The 19,639-nt window shown below is 58.4% G+C and carries 14 protein-coding genes and 1 tRNA gene; 3 read left to right on the forward strand and 12 right to left on the reverse strand.

Annotation, left to right across the window (positions count from 1 at the left end):
* Nucleotides 1–11 precede the first annotated feature (11 nt).
* The 6 genes from ACNQ0T_RS00005 to ACNQ0T_RS00030 all read right to left on the reverse strand — a co-directional run bounded on the left by ACNQ0T_RS00005 (nucleotide 12) and on the right by ACNQ0T_RS00030 (nucleotide 8,221).
* Nucleotides 12–87, reverse strand: a tRNA-Asn gene (locus tag ACNQ0T_RS00005).
* A 167-nt stretch (nucleotides 88–254) separates the two neighbouring features.
* Nucleotides 255–2,444 (reverse strand): TonB-dependent siderophore receptor, encoded by a 2,190-nt coding sequence (locus ACNQ0T_RS00010; protein ID WP_063162911.1) that lies wholly within the window; start codon nucleotides 2,442–2,444, stop codon nucleotides 255–257.
* A gap of 26 nt (nucleotides 2,445–2,470) precedes the next feature.
* Complete coding sequence (locus ACNQ0T_RS00015; RefSeq protein ID WP_417929319.1) at nucleotides 2,471–3,796, reverse strand: lysine N(6)-hydroxylase/L-ornithine N(5)-oxygenase family protein; 1,326 nt, start codon at nucleotides 3,794–3,796, stop codon at nucleotides 2,471–2,473.
* Nucleotides 3,793–5,535 carry an IucA/IucC family protein gene (gene iucC, locus ACNQ0T_RS00020; RefSeq protein ID WP_126314996.1) on the reverse strand — a complete coding sequence of 581 codons (1,743 nt, stop codon included), beginning with the start codon at nucleotides 5,533–5,535 and terminating at the stop codon, nucleotides 3,793–3,795. The genes ACNQ0T_RS00015 and iucC overlap by 4 nt, the downstream gene beginning before the upstream one ends.
* Entirely contained in the window at nucleotides 5,532–6,479 is a 948-nt protein-coding gene (locus tag ACNQ0T_RS00025; RefSeq protein ID WP_023306539.1) for a GNAT family N-acetyltransferase, read from the reverse strand. The genes iucC and ACNQ0T_RS00025 overlap by 4 nt, the downstream gene beginning before the upstream one ends.
* A complete protein-coding gene (locus ACNQ0T_RS00030) occupies nucleotides 6,479–8,221 on the reverse strand; it encodes an IucA/IucC family protein (RefSeq protein WP_126314995.1) in 1,743 nt (580 codons plus the stop codon). Before ACNQ0T_RS00030 ends, ACNQ0T_RS00025 begins: the two co-directional genes overlap by 1 nt.
* Before the next feature lie 138 nt (nucleotides 8,222–8,359).
* On the opposite strand from ACNQ0T_RS00030, the gene ACNQ0T_RS00035 reads away from it, so the two are divergent.
* Nucleotides 8,360–9,568: an MFS transporter gene (locus ACNQ0T_RS00035; RefSeq protein ID WP_126314994.1), complete on the forward strand. Its 1,209-nt coding sequence runs from the start codon at nucleotides 8,360–8,362 to the stop codon at nucleotides 9,566–9,568.
* Here the strand turns inward: ACNQ0T_RS00035 and mtfA are convergent.
* On the reverse strand, nucleotides 9,565–10,362 hold the full coding sequence (gene mtfA, locus ACNQ0T_RS00040; protein ID WP_022648578.1) for a DgsA anti-repressor MtfA: 798 nt from the start codon (nucleotides 10,360–10,362) through the stop codon (nucleotides 9,565–9,567). The genes ACNQ0T_RS00035 and mtfA overlap by 4 nt on opposite strands.
* 266 nt (nucleotides 10,363–10,628) lie before the next feature.
* Here mtfA and ACNQ0T_RS00045 point away from each other — a divergent pair, with 266 nt between their 5' ends.
* Nucleotides 10,629–11,531: a LysR family transcriptional regulator gene (locus ACNQ0T_RS00045; RefSeq protein WP_023300505.1), complete on the forward strand. Its 903-nt coding sequence runs from the start codon at nucleotides 10,629–10,631 to the stop codon at nucleotides 11,529–11,531.
* Here the strand turns inward: ACNQ0T_RS00045 and ACNQ0T_RS00050 are convergent.
* The 3 genes from ACNQ0T_RS00050 to ACNQ0T_RS00060 form a co-directional block, all read right to left on the reverse strand.
* Nucleotides 11,503–12,291 (reverse strand): substrate-binding domain-containing protein, encoded by a 789-nt coding sequence (locus ACNQ0T_RS00050; protein ID WP_045623401.1) that lies wholly within the window; start codon nucleotides 12,289–12,291, stop codon nucleotides 11,503–11,505. The two genes, ACNQ0T_RS00045 and ACNQ0T_RS00050, sit on opposite strands and share 29 nt — an antisense overlap.
* A gap of 6 nt (nucleotides 12,292–12,297) precedes the next feature.
* On the reverse strand, nucleotides 12,298–13,599 hold the full coding sequence (locus ACNQ0T_RS00055) for an MFS transporter (RefSeq protein WP_417929321.1): 1,302 nt from the start codon (nucleotides 13,597–13,599) through the stop codon (nucleotides 12,298–12,300).
* Between the two features lie 260 nt (nucleotides 13,600–13,859).
* On the reverse strand, nucleotides 13,860–15,155 hold the full coding sequence (locus ACNQ0T_RS00060; RefSeq protein ID WP_126490204.1) for a serine hydrolase domain-containing protein: 1,296 nt from the start codon (nucleotides 15,153–15,155) through the stop codon (nucleotides 13,860–13,862).
* A gap of 95 nt (nucleotides 15,156–15,250) precedes the next feature.
* Here ACNQ0T_RS00060 and ACNQ0T_RS00065 point away from each other — a divergent pair, with 95 nt between their 5' ends.
* A complete protein-coding gene (locus ACNQ0T_RS00065) occupies nucleotides 15,251–16,156 on the forward strand; it encodes a LysR family transcriptional regulator (protein WP_417929323.1) in 906 nt (301 codons plus the stop codon).
* On the opposite strand, the gene fumA is transcribed toward ACNQ0T_RS00065, so the two are convergent.
* Together fumA and ACNQ0T_RS00075 are read right to left on the reverse strand one after the other, a co-directional pair.
* Complete coding sequence (fumA, locus tag ACNQ0T_RS00070) at nucleotides 16,145–17,794, reverse strand: class I fumarate hydratase FumA (protein WP_180243001.1); 1,650 nt, start codon at nucleotides 17,792–17,794, stop codon at nucleotides 16,145–16,147. The genes ACNQ0T_RS00065 and fumA overlap by 12 nt on opposite strands.
* 52 nt (nucleotides 17,795–17,846) lie before the next feature.
* A complete protein-coding gene (locus ACNQ0T_RS00075) occupies nucleotides 17,847–19,355 on the reverse strand; it encodes an anion permease (RefSeq protein ID WP_072201094.1) in 1,509 nt (502 codons plus the stop codon).
* Between the last annotated feature and the right edge of the window lie 284 nt (nucleotides 19,356–19,639).

Consider the following 19,639-nt stretch of genomic DNA (forward strand, 5'->3'; position numbering starts at 1 on the left):
CTTTTCAAATTTGGCTCCTCTGACTGGACTCGAACCAGTGACATACGGATTAACAGTCCGCCGTTCTACCGACTGAACTACAGAGGAATCGTGTGAACGAGGCGCATATTATCGACCTCAGTGCGCCTTGTCAAAGGGGAAAACACCGTTTTTGTTCGTTTGCCGACAATTTCAGCAAACCGATGATTTAATAGCAAATTTGCTTTCAAATTGCACAGCAAATCGCGCCGCCCGCAGACAGGCGGCGCGCAGGATCAGAACAGAACGGAGTAGTTCAGACCAAACGTACGGCCACGGCCTTTATAAGTATAAAGACCCGGTGCACCGTAGGTTGGACTATACAGCCCCGGTGCGCGCTGGCCCCAGGCGGTGGTGTAGTCTTTGTCCAGCAGGTTCTCCACGCTGAAGCTGACTTTGCCCACCGGCAGGGCGTAGCTGCCCAGGAAATCAACGGTGTTATAGCCATCGATCTTCTTACCGTCGGCGTCAGACACGTCGAAGGTTTGTGTGCTCTGCACGCGCAGGGCCCAGTCGCCCGGCGCCCAGTTCACCCATGCGCTGGCTTTCGACGGGCTGGCGCTGTCGACCGTCAGCTTCTGCCATTTCCCGTTTTCACGCGTTTCGGACTTGATGGCGTTAAAGTTCGCCCCGGTGCTCCAGTCGCTGTCGGTGAAGAAATAATCCACCTGGCCTTCAATCCCATAGATACGACGTTTGTCGTCTTCCAGGTTGATGGTCATGTCGCTCTTGTTGATGGTGATGGTTTTATCCGAGAGCGAGTAGTAGGCCGCCACCTGGGTACGCAGGTTATCGCCGGTGAAGCGCCAGCCCAGCTCGTAAGCATTGACCTTAATACCGTCCAGCGTTGAGTCGTTCACGTTCACGCTGTTTTGCAGGCGATAGTGACCATCGACCAGCTGATAGGTGCCGGAGCCGTAGTACTTCGCCAGGTCCGGAATTTCGAAGCCCTGGGAGAAGTTAAACCACAGCTGTTGCTGTTCGGTCAGACGTCCAAGGATCCCGGCGTTAAACAGGAAGTTGTTGTAGTCGGTTTTCCCGCCCGGCACCGCGTCAGCGGAGGTGGCTTTGCCCGTGGCGATTGCCTGCTGCTGGGCGTAACCGACAAAATCGTCCACCTTGTTTTCGGTGTACTGGTAGCGCACGCCGCCGCTCAGGGTGATAGCGTCAATGTCATAGCTGGCTTGCAGGAACGGCGCGAGGTTGGTAATGCTGTATCCCGGGTAACGGCCCACGTTGTAGGCGTTGTCCAGCTCCATGCCGCCGCTCGCCGCCGCTTTGCTTAAGTCGAAGAACTGCTGGTTAGCGTCGAACGTTTCGTGATCGGCATCCACACCCCAGGTGAGGGTCAGGTCATCCATCGGCTTGCTGTTCAGCGTCAGCTTGCCGCCGTAAAAATCGGTTTTCTGCTGGGACGCGCCAATGCTGGTCACCGCGCCTTTGCTCAGCGTCGGGAACGGGTAGTAGGTCAGGCTCTCATCACGGTAGTAAATCTGCGCAACCAGATCCTGCCCCCAGAAGTCGGTGTTCGAGTACTGCAGGTTGATCAGGTGACGCTCTGTGCCCGGGATACGGTCAGAGTTCAGGTTGTCTTTGTTATAGGCTTTGGCATCGCCCGTGACCGCAGCGAAATTCTCTCCGAGGAACAGGCCGTGTTTGCCGTCGGATTCGCTCTTGTAGTACTGGGTGGTTAACTGGAGCTGCTGATGATCGTCGATGTTGATGGTGCCCGTTCCCATCACGTCGATACGGTCGGAATACTGCAAGCCGGTCTGGGTGTTATCGATAATCACCTCGTCGCCGTTGCCGTCATACCAGCCGCCGTAGCGCTGATAGGAGACCGACAGACGTCCAGAGGCATTGTCGTTGCCGCCGCTCACGGCTGCTGAGACGTTCTCATCATGGTCGTTATGGCTGTTAAACCCGCTTTTTGCCCCGGTCTGGAACTCCACTTCGGTCTCCGGCTGGCCTTTTTTGGTGACGATGTTCACCAGACCGCCGGTACTGCCGCCGCCGTACAGCGAGGTGGCGCCGGAAATGACTTCGATACGGTCAATGTTGAACGGATCGATAGAGTCGAGCTGGCGGCTGTCGCTGCGGGACGAGTTCAGACGTACGCCGTCCACCATTACCATCATGGAGCGACCGCGCAGGTTCATGCCGTAGTTGGTACGTCCCTGGCTGCTGACGTCCATGCCGGGGATCAGCTGGGCCAGCACCTCTTTAATCTCTTTCCCGCCCTGAACCTGCTGCTCAATTTCCGCCCGCTCTATAACCCAGGTGGTTTGCGCCATCTCTGCCACGCTGCGATGTGCCCGGCTGGCAGAAACCACAATATCTTCTTCCTTTTGTTCTTCCGCCCACGCAGAGGTAGAAAGCATGGCAAGCAAGCACGGATTTAAAACCCAAAGATGAGAACGTTTCATTGTTATGTTGATCCTGAATGTGTGTGTCAGTACTCGGTGGTCTTCATTAATGATTTAAAAACCTGGCTGCTCTCCGGGCTGGTGGTGCTCCGCCAGTGGATCACGCCGGGGGTGATTGCCAGTTCAAACGGCTCGTCATCGTGAGCGCGATTCAGAATTCGCGCCGCGCGCCAGGCCATCAGGCTGAGCTGGGGTTCGGCAATACCGAGACGGTGCATCCCGGCATTGACGGCAAACAGGCGGTTGCTCTGCGGGCCGTCCCATTCAAGGGTAAAATCGTTGTTGATGCAGAAGGCTTCATCCTCATCCAGACGCAGTCGGGAAGAGAGCGGGGCGAGAAACGCGGGCTGTACGGCGCGGTAGCCGGTGGCGAAAATCACCACATCGCTTTCAAGCTGTTCGCGCCCGCCGTCCAGGTGATGCTGGATGCTGAGGCGCTGCCCGTTCTCCTGGCGCGTCAGCGCCGTCACCGAGCGGGACGGCATCAGGTGCGCCCAGGGTTTTTCCCGCAGCACTTCGAAGCGGTGATACATAGCACGATAGATGGCCAGCAGCGACTCCGTGGTGATCCCGTCGGAGGTCATCTTCTGCTCCTGCAACATCTGGCGACGGGCGTCGTCACCGAGGGTGGAGAAGCTGTCCACATACTCCGGCGTGAAATACTCGTTAGCAAACGCGGCTTCATCCAGCGCGTTGTAGTTGTTGCGACGCGAGATCCAGTTGAGGCTCAGCGGCTGGCCCCATTCCCCACGGAAGATATTCAAAAACAGATCCGCACCGCTCTGGCCGCCGCCGACGACGGTGACGCGCTTGCCTGCTAAATCCGGCGTGCGCAGCATCATTTCGCTGGCATGGAAGCAGGTGTCGTCCTGCGCGGTAACGCAGTCAGGCAGATTGATCTGCTTCCCAATCCCCACGCAGACGTGGCGCGCCAGGAAGCGATCCCGCTGGGTCACGACCTCAAACAGACCGTTTTGCTCATCAAAGCTGACCTGCTGCACCTGCTGGCTGAAGGCCAGATTAGTCAGGTTATCCGCCGCCCAGCACAGGTAGTCGGCAAACTCCTCGCGCGAGACAGTGCGCTGCTCGGTAGTGAGGAAACGGTAGAACTTTTTGCGCTGTACCAGGTAGTTCAGGAAGCTGTGGCGGTTGGTTGGCTCCACGGCGCTGACCAGATCCTTCAGGAAGCTGGTCTGCATGTGGCAGTCCGGTACCATCATTCCCGGGTGCCAGGAGAAGTGCGGCTTGCGTTCAAGAAACAGCGAGCTAAAACCGTCCAGCCCCTCTGCCAGCGCGGCAATACTGAGGTTGAACGGACCGATACCAATGCCGATGAAATCATAGGTTTTCATTGCGCTGACTCCTGGGAGACCAGAAAAAGAGGGTTATCAAGATCGCAGACGTAGTTCGGCAGCATGCGGTTGCCGCCATCGTGTTCAGAGAAGGTCAGTTTGACCGGGTTGAGGATCACGCGAATAATCTGCGGCTTAAACAGGTCGAACTTCGCGAAGCGCGCCGCAAGATCCGGATGGGCGGCCATATAGCGACGTAACACCTGCGCCAGGATCAGATAGAAGCGGGTTTCGCTCACGCCGCATTGCAGGGTGAGACGGGAAATAAAGCGCAGCACCGTGACAAAGTTGCCGGTTTGCAGGTCGTGGATGATGTAATCCGCACTGAGGCGTGCGGTGACGGCTTTTACCTGCTCCGGCAGGCTCTGCGCCTGCGGGAAATCCTCGTCCACCAGGCGCATGTCGCCCTGGAAATCCTTCAGCAGAATGCGCTGTGGAACGTAATCTTTCATCACCAGCGTGACGTTCTGGCCGTGGGCGATGAGCGCCACCCCGTAGCGGCAGAGCAGGTGATAGAAGGGGATCACCGTCGCCTCAAACAGCTTTTCCAGCCATGCGTCTGCGGTTAACCCCGAGCGTTTGATCCATGCGTCAATCAGCGGGCGCCCGTCGTTATCGGTTTCCATCAGCGCGGCCATCAGCACCGCCTGTTCGCCATCCTGTAAATAGCAGGATGGGTTCTCGCGCCAGATCACCCCCAGCATCTCCTGATAGCGGTACGGCGCCTCAGGCAATGCGGCATAACCCGGATGCGACAGATATCCGGCTGCGGGTTCGCCAAGCACCTGCGCCCCGGAGTGAATCAGCGTGGCATCGCTGGCGAACTGCTGCTGTAGCCAGCGCGAGGCCAGCGGACCGGCGGCAATATACTTGCCCGGAATACCGCGGTAGCAGGAAGTGTTGTAGATGGTCAGCGGCAGCTTGATGTCATACGGCGCGCGACGGCTGGCGTTGGTCAGCGTGCGCAGGGACTGCTGCGCCAGATACTCATCGCCGAACTCTCCCAGCTCCACCATCTCACCGCGCGCGAGCTGTGCCAGGAAATGAATGGCAATTTTTTGCTGCCACTGCCACGGATGCAGCGGCACCGGCAGCCAGCTGTCGTCCAGATCCAGTTCCTGCCAGCGGGCGTCGAATCGGTTGCGCTCGGCATCGTCCATGGCGCTGGCGAGCAGGGTGTTGATATCGCAATCGGCGTCACTGCTCCAGACCAGACGATCGCGTTGCACGGCGACCCAGTACAGACGAAAACGCCCGCGATATTCCGGCGCGTAAAGGCGCAGGGCATCCAGCCCCCAGCCGCGGCGTCCCTTGTTGAAAATAAACTTCGGGTGACCGCGCATAAGGCACTGTAGTTCGTCCGGGTCGAGGTGGATCAGCGCATCGGCATCCAGCGTGTCACGCGCCTGCAACAGCTGCATGTCGCCCCGCAGCGTGGCGTAGAGATCTTCCATGTGCTCCGCCGTTTGCGCGTCGCTCATCTCCAGCACGGTGGCCAGTTGCAGCAGCGCGTTTTCCGCTTCGACCGCCGCGCCGCTGGCGGTGGTCAGGGTATCAGGATCAATATGCAGCCAGCCCCAGATCCCACGCGTGGCGCTAAACTGCCAGGTCGCGTTGCCCGTACTGATGCGCCAGTAGTCCGCCGAAACCGGCTCGGCGCGCAGGGTGCGTTCATATTCCAGTTCAGCGAGGATCTTCGCCACCATCTCGCGGTTCACTTTCTGCCAGAGCGCGTTCACAGTTCCACCTCATGGAAGAAGCGGTGACGCTCGCTCATGATGAGACGGGAGCGTTTGTGCGGGAAGTCGAACTCTTTCACCGTGTCGAAACCGGCAGACGCCAGATGGCGGAACAGACGCTGGTTGTCGAAGCGCGGTTCCGCCACAATGCGCGCCGTACGCGGTTCATCGAGATACAGATAGTGGCTGAGGCCACGCAGCCAGCTGCGGATATACTGCGCCCCGCGCCAGTTCTCTTCGCCCACCAGCATGTGCAGTCCGCGATCATAGGGCTGCCAGCGATAGTGGCGGCCAATGCGGTCTTCCGCCGCCCAGTAAAGTTCAAAATAGCCGAACGGCTGGTCGTCAAAGCAGCCGATCACCGGGTAGCAATAGGTCGAGTCGAGCTGACGGCGCAGGTAGTTTTCCTGCTCGGCCTGCGGGCCCGCCATCTCCCAGAAGGCGTTCACGCGTGGGGTGTTCATCCAGCGGGTAAAACGCTCGCCGTCCAGCGCCACGTCCGCCACGCGGAAGCTCAGGGTGCGCTTAATCTGCGGATCGTAACGGCGATACACTTCGCCCTGCGGACGATGAGGGCGCAGCGGGAAGTACAGCTGACGGCTTTCATCAAACTGCATTCCGCCGCTCGCCTGCGGACGTTCGCCTTTCAGCCACAGCGGCAGCTGCCAGAATATTTCGCGCGCCAGATAATCCCCGTTTGCGAGGCTAAACAGCGCCTGCGCCTGAGGTTCATCCTGCCAGGCGGCCCACGGCAGGGTAATGCCGGTCAGGGCGGGGGAGGCTACAAACAGCTGGTCGAGGGCGTCCACCAGCCAGCCGTCCGGGAGCCCGGCCAGACGCGCAAGGACCGCGCTGCCGTCAAGACCCAGCGTCAGCGGCAGGTTTTGTTCCGTGGCCGTACAGCGAAAGCCGTAGCCGGAATGGACGATGTTCGCGTTTGCCATCACGCCTTCTCCTTATAAAACGGGTTGCTAAAGTCGAAATAGATCACCGCCGGATCGACGATGGTGTTTTCGTTGCGATCGTGCAGGTAGCAGAAGAAGTTGCCTTTGCAGTTCCAGGTCGGGCTGTCGAGCACATAATCAAGGCAGCGGGTCTGCTTCGCCTTCATGCGCAGTTTGGCCAGCGCGTCACGCACGCGGGGCATCAGGTTCTCTTCGCTGTCGAAGCCGGCAGCGGCGAGCGCGGCGGTGACGGCAAGGGTAGAGTTCAGCAGCAGGTAATAAGGGAAGTAGCGCAGCAGCTGGCTCTCACCGAAGCGGTTTTCCACCTCGGTTTCGCCTGCCTCTTTCAGCCACGCGTCGGCCCCTTCGGTCCAGGCGCTGCCCTGACAATCGCGGTAGATCAGCCCAACGGGGAAATCCTGCTGCATCTCAACGAGGATATTTTGCTGGTGCGCCAGCAGGACCAGACCGTAGTCCGCCTCGGCGCTGAACAGCGGAAGCAATACGCGGTCGCAGTAGGCGTCCAGCCAGCAGCGGGCGGCCTGAGCGAGCGGGAGATCCAGACGCTGGCTCAGACGACGCACCGCCGCCGCCAGCAGGCTGTCGCCGCCGTCCGGTGCCGCCTGGGTCAGGCTCACCAGCACGTTGGTTTGGGTATCTGGCGTATCAAACAGCAGGTTGACGCGCAGGGCCATCAGGCTCTCTTCCTGAATGACGCCGCTTTCATCGCGCAGCCCGGCCCAGCCGTCTTCCTGCATCACGCGCATGGTCGGGTAGCGCGCCTGGAGTTCCTGCCAGCGTGCCGTTTTCGCCAGCCGCGCCAGGCGCATGCCGCGCTTAACTTCTTTGACCGACAGCGTGCGCACGGAGTTGGTCAGCCGCACGCTGAGGGAAAACTTAATCATGTCGCTATTGGTTTCGCTGTACAGCGAGCGGGAAGAGCTGGTAGGCAGCCACTGTGCGCCCGCCTCGCCAAGATCCCGCAGGGCGCCTTTTTCAACCAGACGCTGGCACCACGGTTGCTCCAGCAAATAGGCAGCCTGCCACGGATGCATCGGCAGCAGCCAACGGGTGTCGGTGAAGTAGCCGAGAAGATCCGGCGCACTCTGGGCCGCGAAGCGCAGCAGACGTTCACGCAGGGAGACGTTCAGACTGTCCCCGGCAATCAGTTCATGCTCAACCGCAAACCAGCGCAGCGGGAAGCGCGAGGCGAAATCCGGCAGATAGCGGCGCGCCTCGGCCTCGTTAAACGGCTCGTGCGATTTTGGGGCAGGATGAAAAGCATGGCCGACCAGCAGCGCCTGTTCCGCTTCGGCAAAGGTCAGCGGCTTATCGCGCAGGTTTGCCCAGTTGTGGCGTAAATCAATGGCCTGCCAGGTGTGCGTATGGCTCTCCAGGACGCGCTGCTTAAAGCGCGCCAGCGTATCGGCGTCCAGAGCGCCTTTTACTGTCTGTTTTTCAAGAATGAAATCAATCAGTTGATGGAATGTGACCGTGTCACCGCCGTCGCTGTCGGCCTGAATCAGCGTGGCCGGGAAACAATACTGGTGATGCTGCGTGGGGGAGAAATAGCGTACCGGAACCCGGATGGCCTGGGTTGGGGAGAGCGGGATATGTATCTGCGATAACTCATCCGCACGGGTTGCGGGAAGATAGTGCCAGTCCTTCGTTTCGCGCAGCAGCGCGTTCAAAAAACACTGGGCCGCAACATCTGTACCGGCGGAGCGGGGCAGAGCACGCATAGATGTACCTCATTCCATGACTGATAATAATTCTCGTTATGATATTCATTCTGTTTACAGCCGCAACTATTTTTGCAATATTTGTTTTCATAAACTTCATAATTTCCACACATTTATTGACATTATCTTCACAATTCTATGCGCACCTGTACTGAGAACATCACTGACAATATGGCCCCGAAGGCAAACTGGCCCCTTGCACTGAGCGCCGGTTTATTGGGTATCGGACAAAACGGTTTGCTGGTCATGCTGCCGCAGCTGGTCTCCCTGACCGGACTGTCGCTCTCCGTCTGGGCCGGGCTGCTGATGTTCGGCTCGATGCTCTTTTTACCCGCATCGCCCTGGTGGGGACGCCAGAGCGAGCGGCACGGCTGTAAGGTCGTGATGCTGGCCTCGTTAGGCGGCTATCTGGCGAGCTTCGTCCTGATGGCGCTGGTGGTCTGGGCGATGGCCAACGGCGCGCTGAATGCCCTCTGGGGAATGGCGGGCCTGGTTCTGTCGCGCATGCTGTACGGCCTGACGGTATCGGGGCTGGTGCCTGCGGCCCAGACGTGGGCCATTCAACGCGCGGGGCTGGATAAAAGAATGGCGGCGCTGGCAACGATAAGCTCTGGCCTTAGCTGCGGGCGTCTGCTGGGACCGCCTCTGGCCGCGCTGATGCTCAGCGTCAGCCCGGTCGCACCGCTCTGGCTGATGGCGCTGGCGCCGTTTATCGCGCTGCTTCTGGTGCTGCGCGAAGCCGCCGATCCCCCGCTGCCGCCGGTGGCGCACCAGTCGACGCGGTTACAGGCCTCTATGATGCCTTTCCTGCTGCTGGCGCTGCTGCTGGCGGCGTTGGTCAGCCTGATGCAGCTTGGTTTATCGCCGCATCTTCATCCGTTATTTAATGGCGATGCCGTGCAAATCAGCCATCATGTCGCCCTGCTGCTGAGCCTGGCCGCGCTGGCGACCCTGGCGGCGCAGTTTCTGGTGGTACGCCCGCAGCATTTTAGCCCGAGGGTTTTACTCTTAATTGCCGCGGTCTTGATGGTGGCGGGGCTTGGGCTGATGTGTCTCGCCAGTTTAGCCCTGTTCTACGTGGGCATTGTCATCACCTCGCTGGGTGCCGCCATGGCCACGCCGGGATACCAGCTTTTGCTCAACGATCGGCTGACGACGGGCAAAGGGGCAGGGGTGATCGCCACCAGCCATACGCTGGGGTACGGGGCCAGTGCGCTGCTGGTACCCGTGGTGACGCGCTTTTACGGTGAGCAGTTTTTGATTACTGCCGCATGGGGAATGGCGCTGCTGTTTCTCGCGGTGAGCGTGTGGGTACGATCGACCGATCGTACCCCTGCTGAACATTAGTGGAACGGATGAGAGGAGGTGCTGGCTGCGTCCTCACTTTGCCGCAGACGCTGGAGCGGATCCTGCTGGTAAAACTGGCAGAAACGCTGCCACAGCGCCGGGAAGCGTGGGGCGAAAAGCTCAGGTGCGCTAAAGAAATACTCGGACAGCACCGCGAAGCACTCGGCGGGATCGGTCGCGGCATAGGCATCAATGCTGGCCGCGCTTTCACCCACCAGGTCTATCTCATCCTGAATGTTTTCCATCGCCGCGTGCAGGTCGTGCTCCCATCCCGCGACTTCACGCAGCGGGATCAGCGGCACGCCGCTGGCGCGATCGCCGTTGCGGGTATCCAGCTTATGCGCTACTTCGTGAATGATCAGGTTGAAGCCCGAGGCATCGAACGAGTCCTGAATATCCAGCCAGTTGAGGATGATCGGCCCTTGCTGCCAGCTCTGCCCGGACTGCACCATACGCTGGTTGTGCACCAGCCCGATGTCATCCTCCCACTCATCATCGACGATAAACGGCGCCGGGTAGATCAGCACTTCGTGGAAGCCATCCAGCCATTCGATACCCAGCTCCAGTACCGGTAAGCAGAAGAGCAGGGCGATGCGCGAATTTTTAAGCGGATCCAGTTCGAAGCCCTGTAGCGGCACCAGCCGTTTTTGCTGTAAAAAACGCTCGGCCAGCTGAATCAGCTTTGATTGCTCTTCAGGCAAGAGATTCGCCAGCACGGGGATCGCCAGAGCCTCATCCCAGGGCAGCGCCATATTTCGACCAGCTTCGTTCGTTTTCCAGGGCCACTTAATCATCGCTTTGCTCGTTACTCGCACGTGAACAAAATGGAAAGGTCAGGGGCTGTTAGCATGCCAACATACTCTGTTAAGCAGTATGACACTCCTCTTCGGCGGCATGCAGACTGGCAGCCTGTTTAAGAGGAATCCAGCCCGCATAAACTATCACTATGTGCCGTCAGGTTGATAGCGCTTTAGGGGTATCCCCTTCATTTTGTGAAGTATGTCGTACGCGGCTATGATAAATCTCTTCTTACCCTACCGTGCTTAAGGATCCCGTCAGTATGCCCGTCAATTTTGACCTCAACGATCTCTACGCCTTTCGCGCTTTACTGGAATACGGCAATTTCCGTCTTGCGGCGGAGTCTATTTGCCTTTCCCAGTCGGCGTTGAGTCGCAGAATTGAAAAGCTGGAGGCGGCACTGGGGACAAAACTGTTCGACAGAACTACCCGGCGCGTCACGCTGACCCTGTATGGACAGACCTTTGCCGACCGGTGCGGGCAACTGCTTGTCGACGTGGAGTCCATGCTTTCGGATATCGATAAGGCCAGCGAGGAGCGCACGGGATTAATCACCGTGGCGACGGTGCCGTCAGCCGCCTGTTACTTTATGCCGGATGTGATCCGCCGCTTTCAGTCTCGTTACCCCCGCGTGCGCATTAAACTTATCGACAGCAGCGCCGGAAATGTTATCGAGGCCGTCACCCGCGGACAGGCGGATTTTGGTATCTGCTTTGCCCGGAGTTTACAGCCCGATATCGAGTTTGTCCCGCTGGTGGAGGACGTCTACGTGGCCGCCTGCCGACGAGACAGCCCGCTTGCAAAAAGAAAAAGCCTGACGTGGCAGGCTTTTTATCAGCAGGATTATATCGGTCTGGATAAGACCTCCGGCAACCGCAATCTTCTCGACCAGCGGGTCGGACATATTCGGCCTGAGCGCCCCAGCATCTGCGAAACGCGGCACGTGACGACTATGCTCGGGATGGTTGAAGCCGGGATCGGCATTGCGGCCGTTCCCGCCATGTCAATGCCCCGCGCAGAGCATTCGCTGCTGACGTCGGTGCCTTTAACCGAGCCAGAGGTCAGGCGAACCGTGGGGTTGATTCGCCGCCGCGGGCGGATCCAGTCCTACATTGCTGCCGAACTCGAAACGCTGATCACCGAGCAGTATCGCGAGGTGCACTGACGGGCGTTAAGCCCGTTGCCGTAATGACGCTGGCCGCCTGTGGCGAGGAGAGAAAGGCCAGCAGCGCTTTTCCCTGCTCAGGATGGTCGGCCTTCTGCGTTACGGCTCCGGCGAAACGGGTAATGTACTGTATGTCGTCAGGCAACTTACCCACAAACGTCACGCCCGGGACCGGCAGAAGCTCGCTCACCTGCTGAAAGCCGAGATCGTATTTCCCTTTTGCCACTTCAGACGCCACCGGGATGCGCTCAACCCGGTGCGCTTTATTTTGGACCTGGCCGTCGATGCCCAGCTTACGGAACAACTGGCTCTCAACATACCGGCCGCTGGCGCTGTCGGAATAAGCCATGGAATGCGCCTTCAGCAGCGTTTGCCGCAGGGCGGGTACCGTACTGATATCCGGCACCGGCGCGCCCGCTTTGACGACCATCCCGACGGGCGAATCCGCCAGCTCCACGCGGGAGCCCGCCGCCGTCCTGCGATCCTGTTCCAGTTTCGCCAGCGCATCGCCCACCATAATCACCACGTCCGCTTTTTCGCCCCGGGCGAGCCGGGCCGGAATGGCCTGCGTTGTTTTGCCCATCGACGGGCCGGAGACCACAATGAGCCTGTCGCCGCTTTGCGCTTCGTACTGCGGCGCCAGCTTCTCCAGCGCCGCTTTGAAGCCGCCAGAAATCATCACCGTTACATCCTGCGCAAGCGCGCCCGCGCTGAGGGTGGCGAAGGTCAGGGCGGCAATCACCGTTCTGAATGTAAGCATGAGGGATCACTCCTTAACGGCGGTTTGCAGAATTAACGTGCGACGACGATAGAGATAAAGCGTTGCCAGCAGGGCGCAAACGGCGGCAAAGCTCATCCAGTACCCCGGTGAGGCTTTATCGCCGGTGTACTCAATTAAGGCGGTAGAAATCACCGGCGTGAAACCGCCAAAGACCGCCGTTGCCAGGCTATAAGCCAGCGAGAAGCCCGCCACACGCACCTCTGCTGGCATGATCTCCGTCAGGGCCGGGATCATCGCGCCGTTATACAGGCCGTAGAGGAAAGAGAGCCACAGCAGCACGGTCAGCATCATTGAGAAACTCGGGGCTGCCGCCAGCATCGTCAGTGCCGGATAGCTGGTCGCCAGCGCCAGCAGCGTCATGGCGATCAGCACCGGTTTGCGTCCGAAGCGGTCCGACAACGCACCGCCTATCGGTAGCCAGATGAAGTTAGAAATGGCTACCAGCAGCGTGACCAAAAGACTGTCCGAGGCGCTGAGCATCAGGACTTTTTTACCGAAGGTCGGCGCGTAAACGGTGATCAGGTAAAACGCGGTGGTGGTCATCGCTACCATCAGCATGCCCGCGATGACTACTGGCCAGTTGGCGAGCAGCGTTGTGAAGACCTGACGCATCGCCAGGTGGTGGCGACGGGCGCTGAATTCCTCGGTCTCTTCGAGCTTGCGGCGCAGGAAAAAGATGAACGGCACAATCAGACAGCCAAACAGGAACGGAATACGCCACCCCCATTCGCGAATGGCACTCTCTTCCAGCACCATATTCAGCGCAAAGCCCATCGCCGCCGCGATCATAATGGCGACCTGCTGGCTACCCGACTGCCAGCTGGTGTAGAAACCCTTGCGGCCCGGCGTGGCGATCTCCACCAGATAAACCGAAACCCCGCCCAGCTCGGCGCCTGCCGAAAAGCCCTGCAACAGGCGGCCAGTCAGCACCAGTAGCGGCGCCCAAAGGCCAATGCTCTGATAAGAAGGGATCAGCACAATCAGAAAGGTTCCGGCGGCCATAATCGACAGGGTGACGATCAGCCCTTTACGGCGGCCCACTTTATCAATGTAAGCCCCCAGCACAATGGCCCCGATCGGACGCATCAGAAAGCCCGCGCCAAAGACGGCGAAGGTCATCATCAGTGACGCAAATTCACTGCTTGCCGGGAAGAACGTGTGGGCGATGTAGGTGGCATAAAAGCCGAACAGAAAGAAGTCGAATTGCTCAAGAAAGTTGCCCGACGTGACGCGGAAAATCGCGCCCGCTTTCGAACGAACCGTTGCAGGTGAGGTTGAGGAAACCATGATTATCTCCAGTTTTATAGTGACGTTATGCTCGTCTGTTTCTGAAAACTGGATCAGGAAGTGGAAATTGATAAGCGCAAATCGCGCATGGACTGATGCGTATGGTGCATTAATGACAAAGCGTTGACCAGTATTTACATATTCAACAATAACTTAACATTTCGGTGATCTTTTATTTACCACATTTCGCTAAGTTGCTGATATATCAGTTTTGTGACACCGCGCAGGTGAGAAGCCAGGCGGAGCCTGGCTTGGGATTATCAGCGCAGCGCGTTGGCAATCGCGCTAAACATCAGCGACGCTTCCAGCGGCTGGGCGCTGAATGACGGCTCTGCCTGCGGCCAGGTGGACCACTGGACGATAACCAGTTTTTCTTTCTGATTAACCATGATCATCTGACCAAAAATACCCAGCGCCCACAGGGAATCCTTCAGCGAATTTTCGACTTTCGGCTCCACGTTTGTGGCGGTGGCCGGCACTTCGTTGTTCCACCACTGGTAGCCGTACAAGCCTTTCGGATGCGCGGCGGACACCGATCCTTTGGCCTGTGTCCAGGCTGAGGACTGCTTCACCCAGCCCTCGGGGAGGATCTGCTTTCCGTCCGGCAGTGTACCGTTATGCAGTATAAACTCCCCGAAACGCCCCCAGTCTTCCAGCGTGGCGTTAAATCCATGCGCACCCACGTCGTGCTGGCCTTTGCTGTAGGCATGCCACACGCCGTCGCTCGCCATACCGTACGGCTGCCAGATGCTTTTCTCCAGATACGCCGCGAGCGTCATGCCGGTGGCGCGCTCAAGCACATCGCCTAACAGCCAGGCGCCACCCGAGGAATAGGACCAGTTTTCACCCGCCGGGTGTTCACGGTGTAATCCTTTCACCAGTGTGCGCACGCAGTCGTAGGTGCCCGGTTTCGCTTCGCATTCGGTAAGCCGGGCGAAGTCTGACTGCGGGTTAGTGTAATCTTCGTTCCACGCCACGCCCGAGGTGTGGGTGATGAGCTGTTTTAGCGTTACGCCCTCCCAGGCGGTGCCTTTTAAATCCGGTTCGTACTGGGTGATGAGGTCGTCCAGGGAGTGGATTTTACCCTCTTTTATCGCAACGCCCACCAGCGCGGAAACCACCGATTTGCCCACGGAACGCGACGTCCAGAGCGTTGAGTTGGTATTGCCTTCTCCCAGGTATTTATAGGCCACTTTGCCATTTTTCAGCACCAGCATGCCGCTGACGTTCTGGCGCTTCAGGTAATCCTGAAGATTGTAAATCTTACCCTTCACCTGATAGCGGGCATCGGTGAGCGGTTTTTCTGCGGGCAGCAGCGGCGTTGCGTTGCCGTGGCGGAACACATCGCCCGCGTAGTTGCGGTAGTCATTGCGAAAGCCCACCACGCGATCGGCCTGGCTCCAGGTGAGCATGGTATGTGCGTCCGGGAGTCTGGCATCGAAAGGCGCCGGACAGGTCGTAAGGTCGGTACCGTTGCAGGCCGCCATGACGGCGGGCGAGAGCAGGCTGCTGACAACCAGCGCCGCGAGCAGCGTGCGGTTTGTTTTGATTTTCATATTTATCTCGTTTGGCTCAGGAAGGACTTCAGTTTAAGAACCTGCGGCCTATAATAAAAAACGCGTTATGGGGGAAAATCCCCCGGAAAAATCGCGTGGAGAATGACGTGGCATCACTGATCTATTCCTTTGCCCAACTTGAGGCCTTCACCGCCGTCGCTGAGCACGGCAGCCTGATGAAGGCGGCCAGTAAACTCGGCAAAGATCGTACAACCTTGCGGGATCTGATCGATTTTCTTGAGGATGGGCTGGGCTACGCTCTGTTCCTGCGGGAGGGGCGCAGCCTGCGCCTGACGCCGGAGGGGGAGCAGCTTCAGCGGCAGGCGCACCTGCTGATGCGGCAGGTCAAAGCATTTGAGGCGTTTGCCCGATCGGTGCCCGACAGCGCCACGCAGGACATTGCCCTCGTTTACGATCCGTTCACCCCCAGAGCTTTTTTACAGGCGCTGATTGCCACACTGGCGGCGAAAAAGATCCGCCTGAGCCTGACCAGCGCATCGCGCGATGAGGCGGAAGCCATGCTGGCGAACGGTCAGGCCGATCTGGGGATCTGCCAGGCGCGCAACCGCAGCGTGGGCAATGAGATGGAGTGGCGGGCGCTGGGGGCGATCGAAATGGATTTTTACGCCGCAACGACGCTTTTTGCGGAGGTTGCGTCGCCGGTGTCGCTGCTCGATCTCTCTCTGGTTCCGCAGGTGATTATGCATGCCGCGTCAGACGAGCCGGTTGCCCGTCGCCTGCAAATTTCAGGGCACACGCTTTTCACTAACGAACTGGAGATGCTGCGCGGCCTGCTGGAGCAGGGCTGCGGCTGGGGGTTTTTGCCGACCCATCTTCACGCAACGCAGTGGAAAAATGTAAAAAGGCTGCCCACCGAAGTGGGCAGCCAGGGGATCGGTCAAACGATGGTGACGATCTGGAAACCGGGCAGCGATAAGCGCGAGTTAATTAATGAAACGCTGTCGCTGCTGCCGTCATTGTGGAAAGACTCAGCGCTGTGAACAGCCTTTGCACTGCTTGTTCTGGATCTGCTGGAAGAAATCGTTGCCTTTGTCATCCACCAGGATAAACGCCGGGAAGTTCTCCACTTCAATTTTCCAGATCGCTTCCATTCCCAGTTCCGGATACGCCACGCACTCCAGACTCTTGATGCTGTTTTGCGCCAGCACCGCCGCCGGGCCGCCAATGCTGCCGAGGTAGAAGCCGCCGTGCTTATGGCAGGCGTCCGTCACCTGCTGGCTGCGGTTACCTTTCGCCAGCATGATCATGCTCGCACCGTGGGATTGCAATAAGTCCACGTAGGAGTCCATACGCCCGGCGGTGGTTGGACCTAAGGAGCCAGACGCGTAGCCTTCTGGCGTTTTGGCCGGGCCTGCATAGTAAATCGGGTGATCTTTGACGTACTGCGGCAGGGCTTCGCCGTTATCGAGCAGCTCTTTCAGCTTCGCATGGGCGATGTCGCGCGCCACAATAATGGTGCCATTCAGCGACAGGCGGGTGGAGACCGGGTGCGCGGAAAGCTGCGCCAGAATATCGGGCATCGGCTTGTTCAGATCAATGCTTACTACGTCGCCTTCTCCCTGCTGGCGCAGGGATTCAGGAATATACTGGCCCGGATTGTGCTCCAGCTTCTCAATCCAGATCCCGTTGCGGTTGATTTTCGCCTTGATGTTGCGGTCGGCGGAGCACGAAACACCCATGCCGATCGGGCAGGAGGCACCGTGGCGCGGCAGACGGATCACGCGAATATCGTGGGCGAAGTATTTCCCGCCAAACTGCGCGCCAAGGCCGAGGTTTTGCGCTTCCTGAAGCAGTTCCTGCTCGAGCTGGACGTCGCGGAACGCCTGGCCGTGCGCGTTGCCTTCGGTTGGCAGGCCATCATAGTAGCGCGCAGAGGCGAGCTTGACGGTTTTCAGCGTGGCTTCCGCTGAGGTGCCGCCGATAACGAAGGCGATATGGTAAGGCGGGCAGGCCGCGGTGCCGAGGGTCCGCATCTTCTCAACCAGATAATTTTTCAGCTTCGCCGGGGTGATCAGCGCTTTGGTTTCCTGATACAGATAAGTTTTGTTGGCGGAACCGCCGCCTTTCGCCATGCACAGGAATTTGTACTCGTCACCATCCACGCTGTAGAGGTCGATCTGCGCGGGCAGGTTGGTGCCAGTATTCACCTCTTTATACATATCCAGCGCCGCATTCTGCGAGTAGCGCAGGTTGTCTTCAATATAGGTGTTATACACGCCCTGGCTCAGCGCGGCTTCGTCACCGCCGCCGGTCCAGACGCGCTGGCCTTTCTTACCCATAATAATCGCGGTGCCGGTATCCTGGCAGGTCGGCAGCACGCCTTTCGCCGCAATCTCGGAGTTGCGCAGGAATTGCAGGGCGACGTACTTATCGTTCTCGCTGGCTTCCGGGTCGCTCAGAATAGCCGCAACCTGCTTCTGGTGAGAGGTGCGCAGCATAAACGCTGCGTCGTGGAAGGCCTGCTGGGCCAGCAGGGTCAACGCCTCTGGTTCGACTTTCAGGACTTCCTGACCGTCGAACTCGGCAACGGAAACGTGCTCTTTGGTCAGCAGATAATATTCGGTGTCGTCATGCGCGAGTGGGAAGGGGTTCTGGTAGATAAAGGGTTTGTTTGACATAGCTTGCTCCACAAAAATTTAACCGCCGGAGGAAATGTCCGGCGGTCAGAAATCAGAACATCATGGACATCCACGGGTAACCAATCAGCAGCAGAGCTGCCAGGAAAATGGCACCGAAGATGGTGCCGAGGCGCCAGTAGTCTTTGGTTGGCAGGTAGCCGCTACCGTAGTAAATCGGGCTTGGGCCAGTACCGTACGGGGTGATGATCCCCATCACGCCCAGCGAGGTCACCATCAGCAGGACGAACACTTCCATATTCATGCCCGGAATGGTGGAGGCAATCGTCAGCATCGCTGGCAGTAGCGCGGTAGTGTGCGCGGTGGTGCTGGCAAACAGGTAGTGCAGCAGGTAGAACGCCAGCAGCAGGACGATGGTGGCCACACCCGGAGAGATACCGCTCATCAGCATGCCGCCTTCTTTACCCAGCCAGCTGATAAAGCCGGTGGAGGAGAGACCATCCGCCAGTGCCACCAGGGTGGCGAACCAGACGAAGGTATTCCACGCGGCTTTGTTGCCGGTGATGTCGTTCCACTCCAGCACGCCGGTCCACAGCATCAGGCCAACGATCAGCAGGGCAGCCATGGCCGGTTCAATCCACGCCGCGGCGAAGATCCACATCAGCAGCGCGCAGCACACGAATACCAGCAGCAGGATCTCATTGCGCGACAGTTTGCCCAGTTTTTCCAGTTCGCGGGTCGCCCACAGTGGTACTTCATTGTTTACCTTCACTTCTGGCGGGTAGAACCAGTAGGCCAGCAGCGGCATGGTCAGGATCAGCAAGATACCCAGCGGCAGGAAGGCGAGGAACCAGGTCCCCCAAGAGATATCAATTCCAACGGTGCTTTTCACCAGCGCCAGTGCCAGCAGGTTAGGTGCCAGAGCGGAAAGGAACATCGAGCTGGTGATACAAGCCGCGGTGATTGCCACCCACATCAGATAGGAACCGATTTTGCGCGCGCTTGGGTCGTTGGGTTTTGAACCGTACAACGGCGGCAGGTTAGCGATAATCGGGTAGATGGTTCCGCCGCTGCGCGCGGTGTTGGACGGGGTGAACGGGGCCAGCAGCAGGTCCGCGAAGGTAATGGCGTAACCGAGCGTCAGGCTGCGACGGCCCAGGTACTTCACCAGAATCAGCGCCAGACGGCGGCCGAAGCGGGTTTTGTCGTAGCCTGCGGCAAACATAAAGGCACCGAAGATCAGCCACACGGTGGAGTTACCAAACCCGCTCACCGCCCATTTAAAGGAGGCGCCCGCCAGCTTGAATTTCGGGTCAGCCAGCTGTTCGGGGCTAAAGAGCACCCACTGGCTGCACAGCGCAATCGCCACCACGCCGGTGAGGCCGATTACGGCGCCCGGCAGAGGTTCGAAAATCAACCCGACGATGACGCCAACAAAGATGGCGAAGTAGTGCCACGCATAAGGCGGCAGACCTTCCGGAACGGGGACAAACAACAGCAGGACGGCGACAATGACGGGCAGGGCCATCATCAGCAGGCGTTTTGCTGTTCCATTTGATGCCAGATTCGCCGCAGGAGGCGTTACAGCAGTTTTTGTTTTCATAGTTTCACGTCTTAAGTTGTCAAAAATTCGTCGTACAGCGAAAACACAAATTCGATTGCTTTATTCGTTTTGCTTTTTTTAGTTATTTAAGGTGCGTTTTTGTGTTTTCAGTAATAGCGATTTAACGCATTATTGTTTGCGCTAAATAAAAAATGATGATGTTTTTATATTGCGCCTTTGGATGCCATTACTATTGATCGCGATCAAAAAAACAGAATTGAGGACGTAATTTTATACTTTTTATAATAACCACTCTGAGTAGTGTGGTTATTCGCTATTTTTAA

It is taken from the genome of Enterobacter cloacae complex sp.6700776 (assembly GCF_048284255.1).
GTDB classification, from domain to species: Bacteria; Pseudomonadota; Gammaproteobacteria; order Enterobacterales; family Enterobacteriaceae; genus Enterobacter; species Enterobacter intestinihominis.